Here is a 20,700-nt window from a genome sequence, read left to right as displayed (position 1 = left end):
GGGAACCCATGAAACACAAGATCAAGAACATCCATTTCGTCGGCATCGGCGGCAGCGGCATGAGCGGTATCGCCGAAGTGCTGCTGAACCTGGGGTACAACGTGTCGGGCTCGGATCTGTCGAGCAATGCGGCCAGCCAGCGCCTGGCCGAGCTGGGCGCACGCGTGTATACCGGTCACTCGGCCGAGCACGTGGTCGGCGCCAACGTGGTCGTGACCTCGACCGCCGTCATTGACACCAATCCGGAAGTGGTGGCCGCCCGCGCCGCCAAGGTGCCGGTGGTGCCGCGCGCGATCATGCTGGGCGAACTGATGCGCCTGAAGCGCGGCATAGCCATTGCCGGCACCCACGGCAAGACCACCACCACCAGCCTGGTGGCGTCGGTGCTGGCGGCGGGCGGCATGGACCCCACCTTTGTCATCGGCGGGCGCCTGACGGCCGCCGGCGCCAACGCCAAGCTCGGTACCGGCGAGTACATCGTGGCCGAAGCCGACGAATCGGACGCGTCGTTCCTGAACCTGTCGCCGATGATCGAGGTGATCACCAACATCGACGCCGACCACATGGAGACCTACGAGCACGATTTCGAGAAGCTCAAGGCCGCGTTCGTGAACTTCACCCACCGCCTGCCGTTCTACGGCCGCGTGATGCTGTGCATCGACGATCCGCACGTGCGCGCCATCCTGCCGCAGGTGACCAAGCCGGTGACCACCTACGGCTTCTCGCCGGAAGCCGAAGTGCGCGCGCTCGACGCCCATGCAGAAGGCGTGCAGATGCACTTCACCGTGCGCCAGCAGGGCTACCCCGACACCAGGTTCGTGCTGGCCCAGCCGGGCATGCACAACGTGCTCAATGCCTGCTCGGCCATCGCCATCGCGCGCGAGATCGGCATCCCGGATGAAGCCACCAACCAGGGCCTGCAGAATTTCAGCGGCGTCGGCCGCCGCTTCACCCGCTACGGCGAAGTCGCGCTCCCCGGCGGCGGCAGCTTCACGCTGGTGGACGACTTCGGCCACCATCCGGTCGAGACCGAGGTCACGCTGGCCGCCGCGCGCGCAGCCTATCCGGGCCGCCGCCTGGTGCTGGCCTTCCAGCCGCACCGCTACAGCCGCACGCGCGACCTGTTCGAGGACTTCGTGAAGGTGCTGGCGACCCCGGACGTGCTGCTGCTGGCCGACGTCTACCCGGCGGGCGAGGCCCCGATCGTGGCCGCCGACGGCCGCGCCCTGGCGCGCGCGCTGCGCACCGGCGGCAAGGTGGAACCCATTTTTGTCGAGGCGATCGCCGACATGCCCGCAGCCATCCTGAACGTGGCGCGCGACGGCGACGTCGTCATGACCATGGGCGCCGGCTCGATCAGCGGCGTTCCTCATCAACTGACCAATGCAAAGGGCTGATATCGTGAACGCATCCACGGTGAATGTAAACTCGACCTTCGACCCGGCATCCTTCGGCAAGGTCGGCGTGCTGTTCGGCGGCCGCTCCGCCGAACGCGACGTGTCGATCATGTCCGGCACCGGCGTGCTGAACGCCCTGAGGAGCCGCGGCGTCGACGCCCATGCCTTCGATCCGGGCACCCAGAGCCTGGCCGAACTGGCCGAACAGCGTTTTGACCGCGTGTTCATCGCGCTGCACGGCCGCTACGGCGAAGACGGCAGCCTGCAGGGCGCCCTGGAGCAGCTCGGCATTCCATACACCGGCAGCGGCGTGATGGCATCGAGCGTCGGCATGGACAAGATCACCACCAAGAAGATCTGGAAGATGGACGAGATCCCGACGCCGGATTACGTGCAGATCGACCCGTCCACCGACCTCGACGAGGTCCTGGTCTCGCTCGGCCTGCCGATGATCGTCAAGCCGCCGCTCGAGGGCTCGACCATCGGCATCACCAAGGTCAACAAGGCCGACGAACTGAAGGCCGCGGTCGACCTGGCCATCGGCTTCGACCCGGTGGTGCTGGCCGAGGAATTCGTCACCGGCCGCGAGTTCACCGTCGCCGTGCTCGGCACCGGCAAGACCGCGCGTGCGCTGCCGATCGTCGAGATCGTGGCCCCGGAAGGCAACTACGACTACCAGAACAAGTACTTCACCGACGACACCAAGTACCACTGCCCGGCGCCGCTCGATCCGGCGCTGGCCGAAGAGATCCAGCGCCACGCCGTGAACGCCTATCGCGCGCTCGGCTGCGAGGGCTGGGGCCGGATCGACGTGCTGGTGCGGCAGGAGGACATGCGCCCGTTCCTGCTGGAGGTGAACACCTCGCCGGGCATGACCTCGCACTCGCTGGTGCCGATGGCCGCGCGCGCGGTGGGCATCAGCTACGAGGACCTGTGCCTGGAAATCCTGGCCTCGGCCCGCCTGAAGATGGCCAGGGTAAAGGAATAAGCACGCATGTGGCATGACGTCCGCGCCCTCAACGCAACCGCCAGCAGCCTGGTGGCGCTGGTGGTGCTCGCCTGTCTCGGGTCCGGCGTGTGGTGGCTGTCGCAGCTGCCCATGTTCTCGCTGCGCACGGTGACGGTGGAAAGCATGTACGGGATCGACCTGCGCCACGTGAACGAACTCACGGTGCGCAACGGCGTCATCGGCAAGATCCGCGGGAACTTCTTCACCGCGAACCTGGAGCAGGTGCGGGCCACGTTCGAGACCGTGCCCTGGGTGCGCCGCGCAACGGTGCGGCGCGAGTGGCCGAACCAGCTGGTGGTCGAGGTGGAAGAGCACGAGGCGCTCGGCACCTGGGGCGAGGATGGCCGCCTGCTGTCGGTCAAGGGCGATATCTTCACCGCCAACCTGGCCGAAGCCGACGACGACCATGAGCTGCCGGCCTTCGACGGCCCGCCCGGCAGCGAGAAGGAAGTGCTGGCGCGCTTCACCGAGCTGCGCTCGCTGTTCGCGCCCGTGCAACTGGTGCCGCAGGCGCTGTCGCTGTCCAACCGGTACGCCTGGACCGTGAAGCTGGACAACGGCATGAGCGTGGCGCTCGGCCGGGAACAGGACCGCGACATGCTCAAGAAGCGCGTGCAGCGCCTGGTGAGCGTCTACCCGCAGCTGGTCGCGCGGCTGCAGGAGGGACGCATCGACACCATCGACATGCGCTACCAGAACGGACTGGCGCTGTCGTCGGCGGCCCTGAGCGTGCCGGAAGACGCCACCAAGCCGGTGAAGCCGGCAAAGAAAAAACCGAATCAACCCAACAAAACAACCAAGCAAACATAAGCAGGCAACAGCAATGACAAAAGACGCGAAGAACCTGATCGTCGGCCTCGACATCGGCACCTCGAAGGTGGTGGCGGTCGTGGCCGAAGTGATGTCCGACGGACGCCACGAGGTGATCGGCCTCGGTCAGCACGAGTCGAAAGGATTGAAGAAGGGCGTGGTCGTGAACATCGAGGCCACCGTCGAGTCGATCCAGCGTGCGCTCGAGGAAGCGGAGCTGATGGCCGACTGCAAGATCCGCAACGTCTATGCTGGCATCGCCGGCAGCCATATCCGTTCGTTCAACTCGAGCGGCATGGTTGCGATCAAGGACAAGGAAGTCACCGCCACCGACGTGGCGCGCGTCATCGAGACCGCCAAGGCGGTCAACATCCCGACCGACCAGCAACTGCTGCACACCGTGCCGCAGGAATTCATCGTCGACAACCAGGAAGACGTGCGCGAACCGATCGGCATGAGCGGCATCCGCCTGGAAGTGCGCGTGCACATCGTCACCGGTGCGGTATCCGCGGTCCAGAATATTGTAAAGTGCGTGCGCCGTTGCGGGCTCGAGGTTTCGGACCTGATCCTGCAGCCGATGGCGTCGGCCGACGCCGTCCTGACCACCGACGAAAAAGAACTGGGCGTGGTCCTGATCGATATCGGCGGCGGCACCACCGACATCGCCGTGTTCTCGGATGGCGCCATCCGCCACACCGCCGTGCTGCCGATCGCCGGCGACCAGATCACCAGCGACATCGCGATGGCCCTGCGCACGCCCACCGGCGAGGCCGAGGACATCAAGATCCGCTACGGCGTGGCCAAGCAGGTGCTGGCCGACCCGGGCGAGACGCTCGAGGTGCCGGGGCTGGGCGACCGCGGTCCGCGCGCGCTGTCGCGCCAGGCGCTGGCGGCCGTGATCGAGCCGCGCGTGGAAGAACTGTTCGCGATGGTGCACACGGTGGTGCGCGAGTCGGGCTACGAGGGCGTGCTCTCGTCGGGCATCGTGCTCACCGGCGGCAGCTCGATCATGCCGGGCATGATCGAGATGGCCGAAGACATCTTCCTCAAACCGGCGCGCCTCGGCACGCCGGACTACCGCGGCCAGCTGGCCGACGTCGTGCGCAGCCCACGCTACGCCACGGTGCTCGGCCTGCTGCTGGAAGCGAAGAAGCAGTACCTGCGCGGACACATCGTCACGCGCCAGGACGGTTCGGTGAAGGCAGTGTGGCAGCGCATGAAGGAATGGATAGCAGGGAATTTCTAAAGTAGTGGTTCAGGGCATGAATTTTTTTGGTACGACAGTAGTAAATCGTTCACGGGTCAAGGTTTTTTAAATACAATCGCTACTTCCGGTCACGGGGCCTGTCAGGGGCCTGGCAAATCCCCGTGAGGGAAGCAGCATCTTGAATATTGGGAGTCATCATGGAGTTCGATATGGTCGATAACGCAGCACTGGGAACCGTTATCAAGGTCGTTGGCGTCGGCGGCGCCGGCGGCAATGCGGTTCAGCACATGATCAATAAGGGTGTGTCCGGTGTCGAGTTCATCGCCGCAAACACGGATGCGCAGGCTCTTGCCGCGTCGAGCGCCAACAACATCATCCAGATCGGCGAGTCCGGCCTGGGTGCGGGCATGCGTCCGGAAGTGGGCCGCCAGCTCGCCGAGCAGTCGCGTTCGCGTATCGAAGATGCGCTGCGCGGCGCGCACATGGTCTTCATCGCTGCCGGCATGGGCGGCGGCACCGGCACCGGCGCCGCACCGATCGTCGCCGAAGTGGCCAAGACCATGGGCGCCCTGACCGTTGCCGTGGTCTCCAAGCCGTTCTCCTACGAAGGCGAGAAGTGCATGCAGGTCGCCGAAGAGGGCCTGGAAGAGCTGACCAAGCACGTCGACTCCCTGATCGTCATCCTGAACGAGAAGCTGGAGGACATCTACGAAGACGAGTCGATGCTCGACTGGATGAAGCATGCCGACGACGTCCTGAACAACGCGGTCGCCGGTATCGCCGAGATCATCAACGTGCCGGGCCACATCAACGTCGACTTCAACGACGTGAAGACCATCATGAGCGAGCAGGGCAAGGCCATGATGGGCACCGCGACCGCGTCGGGCGTGGACCGCGCGCGCATCGCCGCCGAGCAGGCCGTGGCTTCGCCGCTGCTGGACGGCATCGACCTGTCGGGCGCCAAGGGCGTGCTGGTCAACGTGACCGCCAGCCGCGGCCTGAAGGGCAAGGAGATCAAGGAAGTCATGGCCGCCGTACGCGCCTTCGCCGCACCGGACGCATCGATCGCACAGGGCATCGCCTACGACGACGCGATGGGCGACGAGCTGCGCGTGACCGTGGTCGCGACCGGCCTGGGCAAGAACAAGAAGATCTCGCTGGTGCAGCCGCAGCAGGTGCTGCGCACCGGTACCCACGGCTACAACGCGCCGGTGATGGCCGGTGCCGCGACCATGACCGGCGGCGTGGCCATGGGCCACACCCAGGGCGACGCCATGGGCGGCATGAAGCAGCCGGCAGTGTGGCGCCGCGAGCAGGCATCGGAGCAGGTGCAGGCAATGCAGCGCAACGGCGTCGAGACCTACGACATCCCGGCGTTCCTGCGCAAGCAGGCCGACTGATTCGATATCAGTTGGAATATGAAAGGCCGGCGCGAGCTGGCCTTTTTCTTTGGTGCGGATCGTTCAGGCACGGTCGGCCGGCTACTTATGGACGTCATTCCCGCGAAGGCGGGAATCAACGTTCGTCTCACAGGCGCCAGCGCGTGCCGGAGTGGGTACGCAAGCAAAATTGGCTTCCCGCCTTCGCGGGAACGACGGTTTTGATGGCATCGGTGCGTAAAGAGGCAACTCTGCCCGTCATTCTGCAAGCTCGAAGCGAATCAGCGATAATTGCCGGATTCTCAAAACACAAAAAGGAACACGTCATGACCATCCAGATCGGCGACCGCCTGCCGGAAGGCACCCTGTCGGAATTCATCGAAACCGAAACCGCCGGCTGCTCGCTCGGCCCGAACACTTTCCAGGTGGCCGACCTCGTGCAGGGCAAGAAGATCGTCATCTTCGGCCTGCCGGGCGCCTTCACCCCGACCTGCTCGGCCCAGCACGTGCCGGGTTACGTGCAGCACGCAGAAAGCCTGAAGGCCAAGGGCGTCGACGAAATCTGGTGCATCTCGGTGAACGACGCCTTCGTCATGGGCGCCTGGGGCCGCGACCAGAAGGCCACCGGCATCGTGCGCATGATGGCCGATGGTAACGCCGCCTACTCGAAGGCCCTGGGCCTGGACGCCGACTTCTCGAAGCACGGCATGGGCACCCGCTCGAAGCGCTACTCGATGCTGGTCGAGGACGGCATCGTCAAGCAGCTCAACGTCGAAACCGCCGGCTTTGAAGTCTCGGGCGCCGAGAAGATGCTGGAGCAACTGGGCTAAGCACCCCCACGCTGATGCAAACGGCGCTGCGGCGCCGTTTTTCGTTCATCGAACGCCAGCCTTGAACATGGAAGCAATGCCTTGAAACGCCCCGCCGGAAACCTGTACAGCATCTACGCGATGATGCTGGCCGTCTTCATGTTCGCCCTGATGGACACGGTAATGAAAGTGCTGTCCCAGGATTATCCGGCGATCCAGGTGGCGGCGCTGCGTTCGCTCACCTCGCTGCCGCTGGTGGCGGCCTACGTGGGCTGGCGTATCGGCTACCAGGACATCTTCCGGATCCGCTGGCCGCTGCACCTGCTGCGCGCGGTGCTCGGCATCGCCATGCTGAGCTTTTTCGCCTTCGGCATCCGCAAGCTCTCGCTGGCCGAGGCGTACACGATCTTCTTCATCGCGCCCGCGCTCATCACCGCGTTGTCGGTCTGGTTCCTGAAGGAGCGCGTCGACCTGGCGCGCTGGATCGCCATCGCGGTGGGGCTGGGCGGCGTGCTGGTGGTGCTGCGCCCGAGCGGCGCCGGCTTTCTCACCATCGGCGGCCTGGCCGTGCTGGGCGCGGCGGCGATGTACGCCGTCTCGGCGATCACGGTCGGCATTCTCGCCCGTACCGATCGCAGCGAGCACATGGTGTTCTGGCTGATGGTGATGATGTCGATCGGCGCCGGGCTGCTGGCGGCGCCGGGCTGGGTGGCGATGCGCATGGCGGATATCCCGCTGCTGCTGGGACTGGCCCTGAGCGGCTTCATCGGCCAGCTGGCGATCACCGAGGCCTTCGCCAAGGGCGATGCATCGAGCGTGGCGCCCTTCGAATACACGGCCCTGGCCTGGGCGGTCGGGCTGGACTGGCTGCTGTGGCAGGCCCTGCCGGACGGCTGGACCATCGTGGGGGCGGCAATCATCATCGGCAGCGGCATGTATCTGATTCGCCACGAAAAGGTGCACGTCGAATCGGACCATCCGTAGAACCGGAGGGGCCGTCGGCGAGCCCGGAAGCGCTGGGCTATAATCGGCGGATGCTGAAACAACGAACCATCAAACAGGTCGTCCGCACCACCGGTGTGGGCGTGCACTCGGGCACCAAGGTCGAGCTGACCCTGCGTCCGGCTCCGCCGGGCGCCGGCATCACCTTCCGCCGCGTCGATTATGATCCCATCGTCGCCATCCCGAGCGCGGCCGACGTCGTCGGCGAGACCCGCATGGCCACCGTCCTGATCAAGGACGGTGCGCGCGTGTCCACCGTCGAGCACCTGATGTCCGCCTGCGCCGGTTTGGGCATCGACAATCTCACCGTCGACGTGACGGCCGAAGAGATCCCCATCATGGACGGCTCGGCCGCTTCCTTCGTGTTCCTGCTGCAGCAGGCCGGCCTGGAGGAGCAGGACGCGCCCAAGAAATTCATCCGCGTGCTCAAGGAAGTCGAGATCCGCCAGGGCACCGGCAACAACGAGAAGTGGGCGCGGCTGTCGCCGCACGAGGGCTTCAAGCTCGACTTCTTCATCGAATTCAACCACCCGGCCGTGGACGGCACCATGCAGCGCGCCTCGGTGGACTTCGGCGACGTCTCCTACGTGCACGACGTGGCGCGTGCGCGCACCTTCGGCTTCATGCAGGACGTGGAAACCCTGCGCGGCCTGGGGCTGGCGCGCGGCGGTTCGCTGGAGAACGCGATCGTGATGGACGAGTACCGTATCCTGAATGCGGACGGCCTGCGCTACGAGGACGAGTTCGTGCGCCACAAGATCCTCGATGCGATCGGCGACCTGTACATCGTCGGCCACCCGCTGCTGGCCAGCTACACGGCGCACAAGTCGGGGCATGCGCTCAACAACGAACTGCTGCGCAAATTGCTGGCGCAGCCGGATGCGTACGAGATCGTCACCTTCGAGTCGCTCGGGGAGGCGCCGCCATCGTATGTGCGGCAGATGACGCGCGAGTGGGCGCAGATGTGATGGGTACGGGCGTGCGGTAGTGGTGCGCATGCAAGATTGGATCCCCGCCTACGCGGGGATGACGGTCTCCAGGCTAGTGAATTAGCCGAGACTTTAACTAACGACCACTGCCCTTGGCACGTCGTTCCCGCGGAGGCGGGAACCCAAGTTCATAGCGGATCCGTAGCTCGTCCTTTAGAACGTCTAACAAAACTTTCAGGGCAAGGCGCAGCAGCGAAGACAGTACGCCTGTACGGCGATGCGGTGCAACGCAGCCATGGAGGTTTTGTTAGGGCGTCCTCCCATTGCTCTTGGTCAGCAAAGGGGACACTACTTCCTCTTCGCCGCCAGCCGCTTCAGCGCCGCCACCAGGTCCTTGTTCTGGTTCGTCTCCGGTAACGACTCCGCCAGTTCCTCGAACGCCTGCACCGCCGTCGGCGGCAGTTCCAGGATGCGCGGTTCCGGCTTCTCGGGCATGGCCCGCGCCACCTGCACCTTCAGGCGGATCGATTCCACCTGCCAGCCGCGCTGGACGAGCGAGGCCTGCAGCTTGGGCAGCATCTGTTTCATGCGCGCAGCCACGGCCGAACTCGGCACAGCCAGCACCAGCGCCCCATCCTGGAACGAGATCACGTCGGTGTTGCCGGCCATGACCGGCAGGATGGCGGCACAGTCCGATTGCAGGCGCGCCATGCGCATCGCCGCGGGCAGCAGGCTGGCCATGCGGTCGTTCTTGCGCAGGAAATCGGTCGCGACAATCGATGTCTGCCGGTTCTTGGTACCGTAGATGTGCACTGGGAGAATAAGGAAATCGTGGGAGGTAAAGCGCGATGCCACAACATACCACAGCTCGGAAGGATGCGGGGTGCATGGAAACGCATCCTGTCGCGTGCGCAGCGTGGGTCTCAGTGCAATTTGATAACATTCTGCTGCTCAAGAGTCTTGTTATCCAGCCCAACATCCCCAAGTATGGCCGGATCGCATGATAAAATTAGTAGCTTTTTGCCATAGGCGGTCTCCGGCGGGTCGTATTGACGACCTCCCCAGGCTCTTTTTGCGGCGTATTTTTTGTAGAAATTAAGCATGTCATTCCTGACCCAGATTTTCGGCAGCCGTAACCAGCGTCTGCTCAAGCAATACCAAAAGACCGTGCGTCAGATCAACGCGCTCGAGCCGCAGATGGAAAAGCTGTCCGACGCCGAACTCCAGGCCAAGACGCCCGAGTTCAAGGAGCGCCTCGCGGGTGGCCAGACGCTCGACGACATCCTGCCGGAAGCCTTTGCCGTCTGCCGTGAAGCGGCCAAGCGCGTCATGAAGATGCGCCACTTCGACGTCCAGCTGATCGGCGGCATGGTCCTGCATCAGGGCAAGATCGCTGAAATGGGCACCGGCGAGGGCAAGACCCTGATGGCAACCCTGCCGGTCTACCTGAACGCCCTGGCCGGCAAGGGCGTCCACGTCATTACCGTCAACGACTACCTGGCGCAGCGCGACGCCGAGTCGATGGGCCGCCTGTACGGCTGGCTCGGCTTGAGCACCGGCGTGAACCTGTCGCAGCTCGACCACGACAGCAAGCAGAAAGCCTACGCCTCCGACATCACCTACGGCACCAACAACGAGTTCGGCTTCGACTACCTGCGCGACAACATGGTGTACGACGCGCGCGAGCGCGTGCAGCGCACGCTGAACTTCGCCGTGGTCGACGAAGTCGACTCGATCCTGATCGACGAAGCGCGTACCCCGCTGATCATTTCCGGCCAGGCCGAGAACCACACCGACCTGTACCACCGCCTGAACGAAGTCCCGCCGCAGCTGACCCAGCAGATCGGCGAAGAGACCCCGGACGGCAAGGGCAAGATCGAAGTCCCGGGCGACTACACCAAGGACGAAAAAGCGCACACCGTGCTGCTGACCGAGGCCGGCCACGAGAAGGCCGAAGCCATCCTGACCAAGATGGGCCTGCTGCCGGAAGGCGCCTCGCTGTACGACGCGGCCAACATCACCCTGATCCACCACCTGTACGCGGCGCTGCGCGCCCACGTGCTGTACCACAAGGACCAGCACTACGTGGTGCAGAACGGCGAAGTGGTGATCGTCGACGAATTCACCGGCCGCCTGATGACGGGCCGCCGCTGGTCGGACGGCCTGCACCAGGCCGTCGAAGCCAAGGAAGGCGTGCGTATCCAGAACGAGAACCAGACCCTGGCCTCGATCACCTTCCAGAACTACTTCCGCATGTACGCCAAGCTGGCCGGCATGACCGGTACGGCCGACACCGAAGCCTACGAATTCCAGGAAATCTACGGCCTGGAAACCGTGGTCGTCCCGCCGAACCGTCCGTCGCAGCGCAAGGACCGCCAGGACCAGGTGTACAAGTCGGCCGAGGAAAAGTACAACGCGATGGTAAGCGACATCCGCGACTGCTACGAGCGCGGCCAGCCGGTGCTGGTCGGTACCACCTCGATCGAGAACTCGGAACTGCTGTCCGGCATCCTGAACAAGGCCAATCTGGCGCACAACGTGCTCAACGCGAAGCAGCACGCACGCGAGGCGGAAATCATCGCCCAGGCGGGCCGCCCGAAGATGATCACCATCGCCACCAACATGGCCGGCCGCGGTACCGACATCGTCCTGGGCGGCAACGTCGAGAAGCAGATCCAGCTCATCGAAGCCAATCCCGCGCTGTCGGATGCCGACAAGGCGGCGCAGGCCAAGCAGCTGCGCGACGAATGGCAGTCGCTGCACGACCACGTGGTGAGCGTGGGCGGCCTGCACATCATCGGTACCGAGCGCCACGAGTCGCGCCGGGTCGACAACCAGCTGCGCGGCCGTTCGGGCCGCCAGGGCGACCCGGGTTCCTCGCGCTTCTACCTGTGCCTGGACGATCCGCTGCTGCGCATCTTCGCCGGCGACCGCGTGCGCGCGATCATGGACCGCCTGAAGATGCCGGAAGGCGAGCCGATCGAGGCGGGCATCGTGACCCGTTCGATCGAAACCGCCCAGCGCAAGGTCGAGGCCCGCAACTTCGACATCCGTAAGCAACTGCTGGAATACGACGACGTCGCCAACGACCAGCGCAAGGTGATCTACACCCAGCGTAACGAACTGCTCGAGTCGACCGACATGGGCGAAACCATCGCTTCGCTGCGCGCAGGCGTGTTCACCGACCTGGTGCGCACCTTCGTGCCGGCCGAATCGGTGGAAGAGCAGTGGGACATCAAGGCCCTGGAAGACACGCTGGCGACCGAGTGGAGCCTGAACGTGCCGCTGCAGCAGATGCTGCAGGACGATCCGAACCTGAACGACGACGACATCCTCGAAGCCGTGCTGAAGGCGGCCGAAGAGTCGTACAACGCCAAGGTGGCGGTGGTGGGCCGCGAATCCTTCGGAGGCTTCGAGCGCAACGTCATGCTGCAGAGCGTGGACACCCACTGGCGCGAGCACCTCGCGGCGCTGGACCACCTGCGCCAGGGCATCCACCTGCGCGGCTATGCGCAGAAGAACCCGAAGCAGGAGTACAAGCGCGAAGCCTTCGAACTGTTCAGCGACATGCTGGACCGGATCAAGAACGAAGTGGTGCGCACCGTGATGACGGTCCGCATCCAGACCCGCGAGGAAGTCGAGGCGGCGGAAGCGGCCATGGCGGCGCAGGCGGCACACCTGGAGAACATCAACTTCCAGCACGCCGACTTCAACCCGTCGGCTGCGCCGGAAGAACTGCTCAACCCGAACCCGGTGCGCGCGGATTCGGCCCCGGTGGCGGCCGAGGACCACAACTCCTACCTGGGCATGAAGGTCGGCCGCAACGACCCGTGCCCGTGCGGCAGCGGGAAGAAGTTCAAGCAGTGCCACGGCAAGCTGGCGTGATCGCTGCGTAGAGGTAAACGGAAAACGGCCGGACTGGATGTCCGGCCGTTTTTTCATGTTCGCACCGCGATACGGAATCGGGCCCCGGCCCGCGCCGGGACCACATTGATCGACTCGGGTGCCTCGTCGTCTGTCCGAACCCTGTCGCCGAACTCGAAACCGTCGTTCCCGCGCAGGCGGGAACCCAATGTTGTGTGCCTACAGATAACGCCGATGGAAGCGGCTACCCAGGCGCGTCAGCACCTCGTACCCGATCGTCCCCGCGGCACTGGCCACCTCGTCCACCGTCTGGTGCGCCCCCATCAGTTCGACCTCGGCGCCAGGAACGATCCGTTCGGCAGGGATGCCTGTCACGTCCAGTCCCATGCTGTCCATCGACACCCGTCCCACGATCGGCACCTTGATGCCGTCCACGAACGCGAAACCGCGCCCCGACAGCGAACGCAGCCAGCCATCGGCATAGCCGACGGCCACGGTCGCGATGCGCCGTTCGCCCGCGCAGACGTGATGCGCGCCATAGCCGACCACGTCGCCCTCGCACACGCTGCGCACCTGCACCACGCGCGCGCGCAGCGACACCGCCTGGCGCAGCGGATTGGGCATGCCCGGCTGCGGGTTGATGCCGTACAGCGCCGCGCCCGGGCGCAGCAGGTCGTAGTGGTAGTCGGGCCCCAGGAACACGCCCGAGGAATTGGCCAGGCTGGCCGGCACGCCGGGCAGCACTTCGCGCAGGGTGTCGAAACGGCGGCGCTGCGCATCGTTCATCGGGTGGCCCGGCTCGTCCGCGCAGGCCAGGTGGCTCATCACGAGGGTGGGGCGCAGGCCCTGCAGCCAGTCGCTGGTCCTGCTGAGTGCCGCCAGGTCGGTGCTGGCGATGCCCATGCGCGACATGCCGGTGTCGAGCTGGATCGCGGCCGGCAGCTCGCGGCCGAGCTTGTGCGCCACGGTGCGCCATTCGTGCAGCTGGCCCGGATCGTTCAGCACCGGCGTCAGGTCGTACTGGAAGCATTCCTTCGCCGTGCCCGGCGGCGGGCCGTGCAGCACGTAGATTGCGCAGTGTTCCGGCACCAGTTGGCGCAGGCGGATGCCTTCCTCGAGGTGCGCTGTGAAGAACACCTTGCAGCCCTCCAGGGCCAGCGCCGGCGCCACCTGTTCCATGCCGATCCCGTAGGCGTCGGCTTTCATGACGGCCGCGCAGGCCCCCCTGGTCATGTTCGCGAGCTGCCGGTAATTGGCCCGGACCGCGCCCAGGTCGACCGTCAGCACCGCCCCGGCGCGGGGCGCTTCTACCGATTCCACCATGGAGCGTTACGCCTTGACCAGTTCCGGCGAAGCGCCGTGCGCCGGAACGCCGGCGTAGCGGAACACCGCGAGGTCGTCGGCGCGGATGGCCGGCTGCTTGCCGCTCACCAGGTCGGCGATCACGGCGGCCGAGCCGCAGGCCATGGTCCAGCCCAGGGTGCCGTGGCCGGTGTTGACGAACAGGTTGCGCAGCGGGGTCGGGCCGACCACCGGGGTGCTGTCCGGCGTCATTGGGCGCAGGCCGGTCCAGAACGATGCCTGGCTGGTGTCGCCGGCGCCCGGGAACAGGTCGTTGACGACCATCTCCAGCGTCTCGCGGCGCGCCGGGTTGGGGGCCTTGCTGTAGCCCGCGATCTCGGCCATGCCGCCCACGCGGATGCGGTCTTCGAAGCGGGTGACTGCGATCTTGTAGGTCTCGTCGAGGATGGTCGACACGGGCGCGCGGCTGGCATCCGTGATCGGGACGGTGATCGAGTAGCCCTTGAGCGGGTAGACCGGCAGCGTGAAGTGGTTCTTGAGCAGCAGGCGCGAATAGCTGCCCAGCGCCAGCACGTAGCGGTCGGCCGTCAACACTTCCTTGTCGGTGCGCACGCCGGCGATCTGGTCGCCGGTGGTGAGCAGTTCACGGATGTCGGAGTCGAACACGAAGCGCACGCCCAGGTCGCGCGCCATGACGGTCAGGCGGGTGGTGAACAGCTGGCAGTCGCCGGTTTCGTCGTTCGGCAGGCGCAGGCCGCCGACCAGGGTGCCGTGGCTGCCCAGTGCCGGCTCGGCCTTGCCCAGCTCGCGGCCGCGCAGCAGCTCGTATTCGACGCCGGCTTCCTTGAGTACTTCGATGTCCTTGCCGGCGCTTTCCAGCTGCTGCTGGGTTCGGAACAGCTGGATGGTGCCCAGGGTGCGGCCTTCGTATTCGATGCCGGTTTCCGCGCGCAGCTCGCGGATGCAATCGCGGCTGTACTCGGCCAGGCGCACCATGCGCTCCTTGTTGACGGCGTAGCGGTCCGCGGTGCAGTTGCGGTACATCTGCCACATCCAGGCAAGCTGGAACAGCGAGCCGTCCGGACGGATCGCCAGCGGCGCGTGCTTCTGGAACAGCCATTTCGCGGCCTTCAGCGGGATGCCCGGCGCCGCCCACGGCGAGGCATAGCCCGGCGAGATCTGGCCGGCGTTGGCGAAACTCGTCTCCAGGGCAGGGCCGGGTTGACGATCGATGACGGTGACGTCGTGGCCGGCCTTGGCCAGATAGTATGCGGTGGTGACGCCGACCACGCCGCTGCCCAGTACGAGAACTCGCATATTAGTGTGAAGATCCTGAAAAATTTCGAGGTTTAGGAAAGATTGCCATATTACCTGCGGCAGTGGAATAATGGTTCCTGTTATTACACAGGTTTTCAGTGAAAAATCATGCGCGTCCAAAAGAATTCCCACCGTGTGCTCGACAAGATCGATCTGCACATCCTGTCCATCCTGCAGGCCGATGCGCGGATCGTGATGAAGGACCTGGCCGAGCAGGTCGGGCTGTCGCTCACGCCCTGCATCGAGCGGGTCAGGCGGATGGAGCGCGACGGCGTGATCACCGGCTACCACGCACGGGTGAATCCCCAGGCGATGGGCCTGCAGATCCTGGTGTTCGTCGAGATCACGCTGCACCAGAAATCCGAAAAGGCCTTCGACCGCTTCCGCCGCGCGATGCTGGGGATTCCCGAGGTAATGGAATGTCACCTCGTATCTGGGGACTTCGACTACCTGATCAAGGCCCGCATCCCCGAGATGTCGGAATACCGGCGCCTGCTGGGCGAGATCCTGCACGTGGCCGACGCCGGGCAGTCGAAGAGCTACGTGGTGATGGAAGAGCTGAAGGAAACGCTGGCGCTGTCGATCCCGCGCTAGGAAGAAAAGCCGCAGGCCCGCGCGGACCTGCGGCCGATGATGCGGCCGGGGCGGCGCGCTTACCAGGCCATCTTGTTCCAGGTATTGTCGCCGACGATGCCGTCGGCGCTCAGGCCCTTCGAGGTCTGGAAGTTGCGCACGGCGGTGGCCGTGGCCGGGCCGAACACGCCGTCCACGCTGATGCCTGCGCCGCTCTCGTTGAGCTGGCTCTGCACCGCGCGCACCTTGGCGCCCGAATCGCCCTGCTGGGTGAGGATGGTCAGCGCCGGCCAGGTGGCGTTGCCGACGATGCCGTCCGCTCCCAGGCCGTGCGAGGACTGGAAGTTCTTCACCGCGTTCTGGGTGGCGGTGTCGAAACTGGCGTTCACGGTCAGCGAGTAACCCCACTGCTGCAGCAGGTACTGGATGGTGCGCACGCGCTCGCCCTTGTTCCCGTACTGGACCAGCGGCCAGCTCAATGTGGTGCCGGTGCCGCCACCGCCGCTGGTGCCGCCGGCGACCAGGGTCTTGTAGCGCGGCCAGTCCCAGCCCGAACCCGGGTCGGTGTGGCTCTGGTTGGCGTAGTTGACGTGGCCCTTGACGTTGTACAGCGAGTCGGCCGGCACCGCGTTCCAGCCGCTGCTGCCGTTGTACACCTTCTGCGCCAGGCCGCGCGAGGCGAGGATGTCGCGCGTGAGCGCCGCCGACGCGTTGTACATGGCGGTGGTGTACCAGGCCGAGGGATTGTTGACATAGCCTTCGTGCTCGATGCCGACGGTGTAGCCGTTCGAGTTCCCGACGTGCCAGGCCTTGTCGGCCTCGCGCACCATCTGGGTCACCTGGCCGTCCGAGGAGCGGATCACGTAGTGCGCGCTGACGCCGGCGCTGCAGTTCTGGAACCACGAGATCGAACCCGCGTACGAGCCCTGGGTGGTGTGCACGGTCACGTGGGTGACCGCTGCGCTGCGGCTCGAGTAGTTGCAGCTGGCGGCCGGGTTCCAGATGGCCGGCGGGTAGTCGGCCGAGGCGAGCGCCGGCTGGACCGATGCGGCAAGGCACAGGCCTGCGAATAGTTTGGCCAGGCTGCCTTTGGATAAGGTCTTCATGCGTGCTGTCTCCGTATGTTGTGCTTGTTATTTTTTATTCGGGGTGTCGACGAAATCCGGCGCCGAGATCTTCGGATCGGGCGTGCCGGTTTCGATCATGATGCGGCGCGCGGACAGCTTGCGCAGCTTGTCCTTGCCGTAGACCTTTTCCATCTCGACGTGCTTCTGGTCGATCTCGAACATGTTGCTGCGGCGGCCCTGGCGGATCGCGGTCAGGACCTCGTAGGTGTAGATCTGGGCGATCTCGGGCTGCGGGATGCCGCTGTAGCGCGCCACCGCGCTTTCCCAGTCCTCGAGGGGAAAGGCCTTGTTCTTGCGCGCGCCATAGTGCGCCAGCAGGGCGGCGGCGGCGCGAATGTTGGTGCGCGTGTCCGATGCGGCCTGTTCCGGCGTCACGCGGATGAGGGCGGCGCCCTGGACCAGCGACTGGCCGAAGTGGCCGTCGTTGCGCAGGCCCATGATGCCGTAGCTGATCGGCTGGCCGTGGTGCGATTCCACCTCGACTTCGGGCTCGCCGTTCTTCTTGCCCTTGCCCTTGGGGACGTGTGGGTGCCAGCGGGTTTCGGCGTAGGCGATCGACTGCAGCAGTTCGACCGGCACGTCGAACTCCTTCGACGCTTCCCTGAAATACTGCTTGTACTGCTTGGCCGATACGGTCAGTTCGGTGGGCGTGCCGTCGGCGAATGCCAGCGGCGCCGATGCCAGTCCGGCCAGGCCCAGGCCGAGCGCAACGAGCAGGCGCGCCTTTGCGGTGAATGTCATTGTTGTCTCCAGTTATTAGAAAAATCTCCTGGCAGCACGCCAGGAAGGGGGCTCCGGCGCGGTAAAACAACAAGTCGTTCCGGGCCTGATGAGTATATGCACACTCCGGCTGAGCAAAACGTAAAGGTTTGATTTAAAACAATATTTTGCGAAATATGAATCGTGCGCAAGGCGGGACTGAAAGTCGGTATATAAGCGCAAATTAACGAGGTCTAAGCAGGGGTTATCGCTTCATGCGGCCTGCATGAAAACGCCGAGGGCGGCGGCACGTTGCTGGCTTGCTCGCCCCGGCCGCCGCTGGCGTTACAATGTCGGATTCATCATCTTTCCACTACGAGATCGCCATGGCCGTCAATTCCCCCCTGCCAGTCGCAGCCGACCTGAAACCCGTCAACGGCATTGAAATCGGCTTCGCCGAAGCCGGTATCAAGAAGCCCAACCGCAAGGACCTCCTGGTGATGAGGCTGGCCGAGGGCGCGACCGTGGCCGGCGTGTTCACCAAGAACCGTTTCTGCGCCGCGCCGGTCCAGGTGAGCAAGGCCAACCTGGAAGCCGTGAAGGGCGGCGGCAAGCCGATCCGCGCGCTGGTGGTCAACACGGGCAATGCCAATGCCGCCACCGGCGAGCAGGGGCTGGCCAATGCGCAGGCCACCTGCGCGGAAGTGGCGAAGCTGCTCGGCCTGGACGCGCAGCAGGTGCTGCCGTTTTCCACCGGCGTGATCCTCGAACAGCTGCCGATCGATAGAATCATTGCCGGCCTGCCGGCCGCCGTGTCGAACCTGAAGGCGGACAACTGGTTCAACGCCGCCGAGGCGATCATGACCACCGACACCCAGCCGAAGGCGGCATCGCGTACGGTGACCATCGGCGGCCATACAGTCACCATGACCGGCATCAGCAAGGGCGCCGGCATGATCAAGCCGAACATGGCGACCATGCTGGGCTATCTCGCCATCGACGCCCGGGTCGCGCAGCCGGTGCTCGACGAACTCGTCAAGCACGCCGCCGACCACTCGTTCAACAGCATCACGATCGACGGCGACACCTCGACCAACGATTCCTTCATCATCGTGGCCACCGGCGCCGGCAGCCTGCACGTCGATACCGCCAGCGGCTTCGAGTATGAAGCGCTGAAGGCCGCTGTCACCGACATCTCGCGCAACCTGGCGCAGCAGATCATCCGCGATGGCGAAGGCGCGACCAAGTTCATGACCATCACCGTGGAGGGCGGCCGCGACGTCGAGGAATGCCGCAAGATCGCCTATTCGATCGCCCACTCGCCGCTGGTCAAGACCGCGTTCTTCGCGTCGGACCCGAACCTGGGCCGCATCCTGGCCGCCATCGGCTATGCCGGCGTGGACGACCTCGACACCGCCAAGCTCGACCTCTACCTGGACGATGTGTGGGTGGCCAAGAGCGGGGGACGCAACCCGGACTACAAGGAAGAGGACGGCCAGCGCGTGATGAAGCAGGCCGAGATCACCACCCGCGTGACGCTCGGACGTGGCGACGCCACCGCCACCGTCTGGACCTGCGACCTGTCGCACGACTACGTCTCGATCAACGCGGATTACCGTTCCTGATCCACGGGTTCACTACATGACCCCACTGGAACAGTTCCTGCACCGCGCCGAAGCCCTGCTGGCGCGGGTCGAGGCGGTGCTGCCGCCGGCGGTGCCGCGCGAACCGGACTGGAAGCGCAGCTTCGCCTTCCGCTGGCGCAAGCGCGTCAATGGCGGGGGCAAATACCTGGCGCCGGTGCTGCATGCGTCGACCATCCGCCTGGAAGACCTGCATCACGTCGATGCGCAGAAGCGCCAGATCGAGCAGAACACGCGCCAGTTCGTGGCGCGCAGGCCGGCCAACAACGTGCTGCTGACCGGCGCGCGCGGCACCGGCAAGTCGTCCCTCATCAAGGCCTGCCTGAACGGCTTCGCCGACCGGGGGCTGCGCCTGATCGAGGTGGACAAGGCCGACCTGGCCGACCTGCCGGACATCGTCGACCTGGTGGCCGGCCGCCCGGAGCGCTTCGTGATCTTCTGCGACGACCTGTCGTTCGAGGAGGGCGAGGCGGGATACAAGGCGCTCAAGGTGGCGCTGGACGGCAGCATCTCGGCCCAGTCGGACAATGTGCTGATCTACGCGACCTCGAACCGGCGCCACCTGATGCCGGAAAAGATGTCGGATAACGCCGGCTACCGGCACGGCGAGGATGGCGACCTGCATCCGGGCGAGACGGTCGAAGAGAAGATCTCGCTGTCGGAGCGTTTCGGCCTGTGGCTGTCGTTCTACCCGTTCCGGCAGGACGACTACCTCGGCATCGTCGCCCACTGGCTGGCCGGCTTCGGCTGCACGCCGCAGCAGATCGAGGCGGCGCGGCCGCAAGCCCTGCAATGGGCCCTGCAGCGCGGCTCGCGCTCGGGCCGGGTGGCGTGGCAATTTGCGAAGGACTATGCCGGCAGGCTGCCTGAGAGTGAAACGCATGACCGATGACGCACTGAACACACCCCTGGCGAAACCGGTCGACGTCGCGGTCGGCATCCTGATGCGCCCAAACGGCGACGTGCTGCTGGGCCAGCGCCCGGATGGCAAGCCGTACGCGGGCTACTGGGAATTCCCCGGCGGGAAAGTGGAGCCGGGCGAAGACATCTTCCACGCGCTGCAGCGCGAGTTCGTCGAGGAACTGGGCGTCGAGGTGCTCAGCGGCGAGCCGTGGTGCTGCGTCGAGCACGTGTACGAGCATGCGCACGTGCGCCTGTACTTCTACATTTGCCGCGCGTGGCGCGGCGAGCCGCAAAGCCTGGAAGGGCAGGCCTTTGCGTGGCAGGGCGGCTATAGCGTGAGCCCGCTGCTGCCGGCCACGATTCCCTTGCTGGAGTGGCTGGACCGGGTGCGTTTCGCTTGAGTCTTACGGGCTATTCACCGGCTGGTTGAACGCGTGGGCAGGAAACCTGCCCACCCTACGGCTATCGCTGTTCGTAGGGTGGGCGGCTTCGCCGCCAGGCTGCTACGCGTGCAGGCTTATTTTTCGTCGGACAGCGGATCGTCCTGCGCCTCGTTCGGGGTCGCGCCAGGGATCGTGTATTTTTCCTCGGCCCAGGCGCCCAGGTCGATCTGCTTGCAACGCTCGGAGCAGAACGGGCGGTACTTGTTCGCCGGGGTCCATTCGACCTTCTTGCCGCAGGTCGGGCATGCAACTACTGTCATCGGTCTATCAATCTACAATCAAACAAT

20 protein-coding genes are annotated in these 20,700 nt (G+C 65.2%); 13 read left to right on the top strand and 7 right to left on the bottom strand.

The window, feature by feature from the left end:
* Nucleotides 1–8: 8 nt before the first annotated feature.
* From murC to lpxC, 8 genes are all read left to right on the top strand, one after another.
* A complete protein-coding gene (gene murC, locus ACFFJK_RS05035) occupies nucleotides 9–1,397 on the top strand; it encodes a UDP-N-acetylmuramate--L-alanine ligase (protein ID WP_379678040.1) in 1,389 nt (462 codons plus the stop codon).
* A gap of 4 nt (nucleotides 1,398–1,401) precedes the next feature.
* On the top strand, nucleotides 1,402–2,385 hold the full coding sequence (locus ACFFJK_RS05030) for a D-alanine--D-alanine ligase (protein ID WP_379678038.1): 984 nt from the start codon (nucleotides 1,402–1,404) through the stop codon (nucleotides 2,383–2,385).
* Between the two features lie 6 nt (nucleotides 2,386–2,391).
* On the top strand, nucleotides 2,392–3,216 hold the full coding sequence (locus tag ACFFJK_RS05025) for a cell division protein FtsQ/DivIB (protein ID WP_379678037.1): 825 nt from the start codon (nucleotides 2,392–2,394) through the stop codon (nucleotides 3,214–3,216).
* Nucleotides 3,217–3,229: 13 nt separating this feature from the next.
* On the top strand, nucleotides 3,230–4,462 hold the full coding sequence (ftsA, locus tag ACFFJK_RS05020) for a cell division protein FtsA (protein WP_231059350.1): 1,233 nt from the start codon (nucleotides 3,230–3,232) through the stop codon (nucleotides 4,460–4,462).
* Between the two features lie 158 nt (nucleotides 4,463–4,620).
* A complete protein-coding gene (gene ftsZ, locus ACFFJK_RS05015; protein WP_379678036.1) occupies nucleotides 4,621–5,823 on the top strand; it encodes a cell division protein FtsZ in 1,203 nt (400 codons plus the stop codon).
* A 305-nt stretch (nucleotides 5,824–6,128) separates the two neighbouring features.
* Entirely contained in the window at nucleotides 6,129–6,632 is a 504-nt protein-coding gene (locus tag ACFFJK_RS05010; protein ID WP_379678035.1) for a peroxiredoxin, read from the top strand.
* A gap of 120 nt (nucleotides 6,633–6,752) precedes the next feature.
* The gene (locus tag ACFFJK_RS05005; RefSeq protein WP_379678270.1) at nucleotides 6,753–7,595 is read left to right on the top strand and encodes a DMT family transporter; all 843 of its coding nucleotides are present in this window, start codon (nucleotides 6,753–6,755) and stop codon (nucleotides 7,593–7,595) included.
* A gap of 50 nt (nucleotides 7,596–7,645) precedes the next feature.
* Nucleotides 7,646–8,581, top strand: a complete 936-nt coding sequence (gene lpxC, locus ACFFJK_RS05000) for a UDP-3-O-acyl-N-acetylglucosamine deacetylase (protein WP_379678033.1) — start codon at nucleotides 7,646–7,648, stop codon at nucleotides 8,579–8,581.
* 309 nt (nucleotides 8,582–8,890) lie between these two features.
* On the opposite strand, the gene ACFFJK_RS04995 is transcribed toward lpxC, so the two are convergent.
* Both ACFFJK_RS04995 and ACFFJK_RS04990 read right to left on the bottom strand, forming a co-directional pair.
* The gene (locus ACFFJK_RS04995; protein WP_379678031.1) at nucleotides 8,891–9,355 is read right to left on the bottom strand and encodes a DciA family protein; all 465 of its coding nucleotides are present in this window, start codon (nucleotides 9,353–9,355) and stop codon (nucleotides 8,891–8,893) included.
* A gap of 110 nt (nucleotides 9,356–9,465) precedes the next feature.
* Nucleotides 9,466–9,645: a hypothetical protein gene (locus ACFFJK_RS04990; protein WP_379678030.1), complete on the bottom strand. Its 180-nt coding sequence runs from the start codon at nucleotides 9,643–9,645 to the stop codon at nucleotides 9,466–9,468.
* Here ACFFJK_RS04990 and secA point away from each other — a divergent pair.
* The gene (secA, locus tag ACFFJK_RS04985; RefSeq protein ID WP_379678029.1) at nucleotides 9,644–12,427 is read left to right on the top strand and encodes a preprotein translocase subunit SecA; all 2,784 of its coding nucleotides are present in this window, start codon (nucleotides 9,644–9,646) and stop codon (nucleotides 12,425–12,427) included. The two genes, ACFFJK_RS04990 and secA, sit on opposite strands and share 2 nt — an antisense overlap.
* A 198-nt stretch (nucleotides 12,428–12,625) precedes the next feature.
* On the opposite strand, the gene alr is transcribed toward secA, so the two are convergent.
* Nucleotides 12,626–13,729, bottom strand: a complete 1,104-nt coding sequence (gene alr, locus ACFFJK_RS04980) for an alanine racemase (RefSeq protein WP_379678028.1) — start codon at nucleotides 13,727–13,729, stop codon at nucleotides 12,626–12,628.
* A gap of 6 nt (nucleotides 13,730–13,735) precedes the next feature.
* Nucleotides 13,736–15,025, bottom strand: a complete 1,290-nt coding sequence (locus tag ACFFJK_RS04975; protein ID WP_379678027.1) for a D-amino acid dehydrogenase — start codon at nucleotides 15,023–15,025, stop codon at nucleotides 13,736–13,738.
* A gap of 108 nt (nucleotides 15,026–15,133) precedes the next feature.
* Between ACFFJK_RS04975 and ACFFJK_RS04970 the strand changes: the two genes are divergently transcribed.
* The gene (locus tag ACFFJK_RS04970) at nucleotides 15,134–15,619 is read left to right on the top strand and encodes an Lrp/AsnC ligand binding domain-containing protein (protein ID WP_379678025.1); all 486 of its coding nucleotides are present in this window, start codon (nucleotides 15,134–15,136) and stop codon (nucleotides 15,617–15,619) included.
* A 59-nt stretch (nucleotides 15,620–15,678) separates the two neighbouring features.
* Here the strand turns inward: ACFFJK_RS04970 and ACFFJK_RS04965 are convergent, their stop codons facing one another.
* Together ACFFJK_RS04965 and ACFFJK_RS04960 are read right to left on the bottom strand one after the other, a co-directional pair.
* The gene (locus tag ACFFJK_RS04965) at nucleotides 15,679–16,704 is read right to left on the bottom strand and encodes a peptidoglycan recognition protein family protein (RefSeq protein ID WP_379678023.1); all 1,026 of its coding nucleotides are present in this window, start codon (nucleotides 16,702–16,704) and stop codon (nucleotides 15,679–15,681) included.
* Nucleotides 16,705–16,731: 27 nt separating this feature from the next.
* Nucleotides 16,732–17,466, bottom strand: a complete 735-nt coding sequence (locus tag ACFFJK_RS04960) for a transglycosylase SLT domain-containing protein (RefSeq protein WP_379678021.1) — start codon at nucleotides 17,464–17,466, stop codon at nucleotides 16,732–16,734.
* 344 nt (nucleotides 17,467–17,810) lie between these two features.
* Here ACFFJK_RS04960 and argJ point away from each other — a divergent pair, with 344 nt between their 5' ends.
* The 3 genes from argJ to ACFFJK_RS04945 are packed head-to-tail and all read left to right on the top strand — an operon-like array spanning nucleotide 17,811 to nucleotide 20,371.
* Complete coding sequence (gene argJ / locus ACFFJK_RS04955) at nucleotides 17,811–19,049, top strand: bifunctional glutamate N-acetyltransferase/amino-acid acetyltransferase ArgJ (protein WP_379678020.1); 1,239 nt, start codon at nucleotides 17,811–17,813, stop codon at nucleotides 19,047–19,049.
* A 16-nt stretch (nucleotides 19,050–19,065) separates the two neighbouring features.
* Nucleotides 19,066–19,959, top strand: a complete 894-nt coding sequence (locus ACFFJK_RS04950) for an ATP-binding protein (protein ID WP_379678019.1) — start codon at nucleotides 19,066–19,068, stop codon at nucleotides 19,957–19,959.
* Entirely contained in the window at nucleotides 19,949–20,371 is a 423-nt protein-coding gene (locus ACFFJK_RS04945; protein ID WP_379678017.1) for an NUDIX domain-containing protein, read from the top strand. The genes ACFFJK_RS04950 and ACFFJK_RS04945 overlap by 11 nt, the downstream gene beginning before the upstream one ends.
* Before the next feature lie 116 nt (nucleotides 20,372–20,487).
* On the opposite strand, the gene yacG is transcribed toward ACFFJK_RS04945, so the two are convergent.
* Nucleotides 20,488–20,673: a DNA gyrase inhibitor YacG gene (yacG, locus tag ACFFJK_RS04940; protein WP_379678016.1), complete on the bottom strand. Its 186-nt coding sequence runs from the start codon at nucleotides 20,671–20,673 to the stop codon at nucleotides 20,488–20,490.
* Nucleotides 20,674–20,700: the final 27 nt, after the last annotated feature.

Origin of the sequence: Massilia consociata (assembly GCF_042432755.1) — a bacterium.
Lineage (GTDB): Bacteria > Pseudomonadota > Gammaproteobacteria > Burkholderiales > Burkholderiaceae_D > Telluria > Telluria consociata.
The sequence above is the reverse complement of the archived record's forward strand: the minus strand, read 5'-3'. Positions and strand labels throughout refer to the sequence as shown.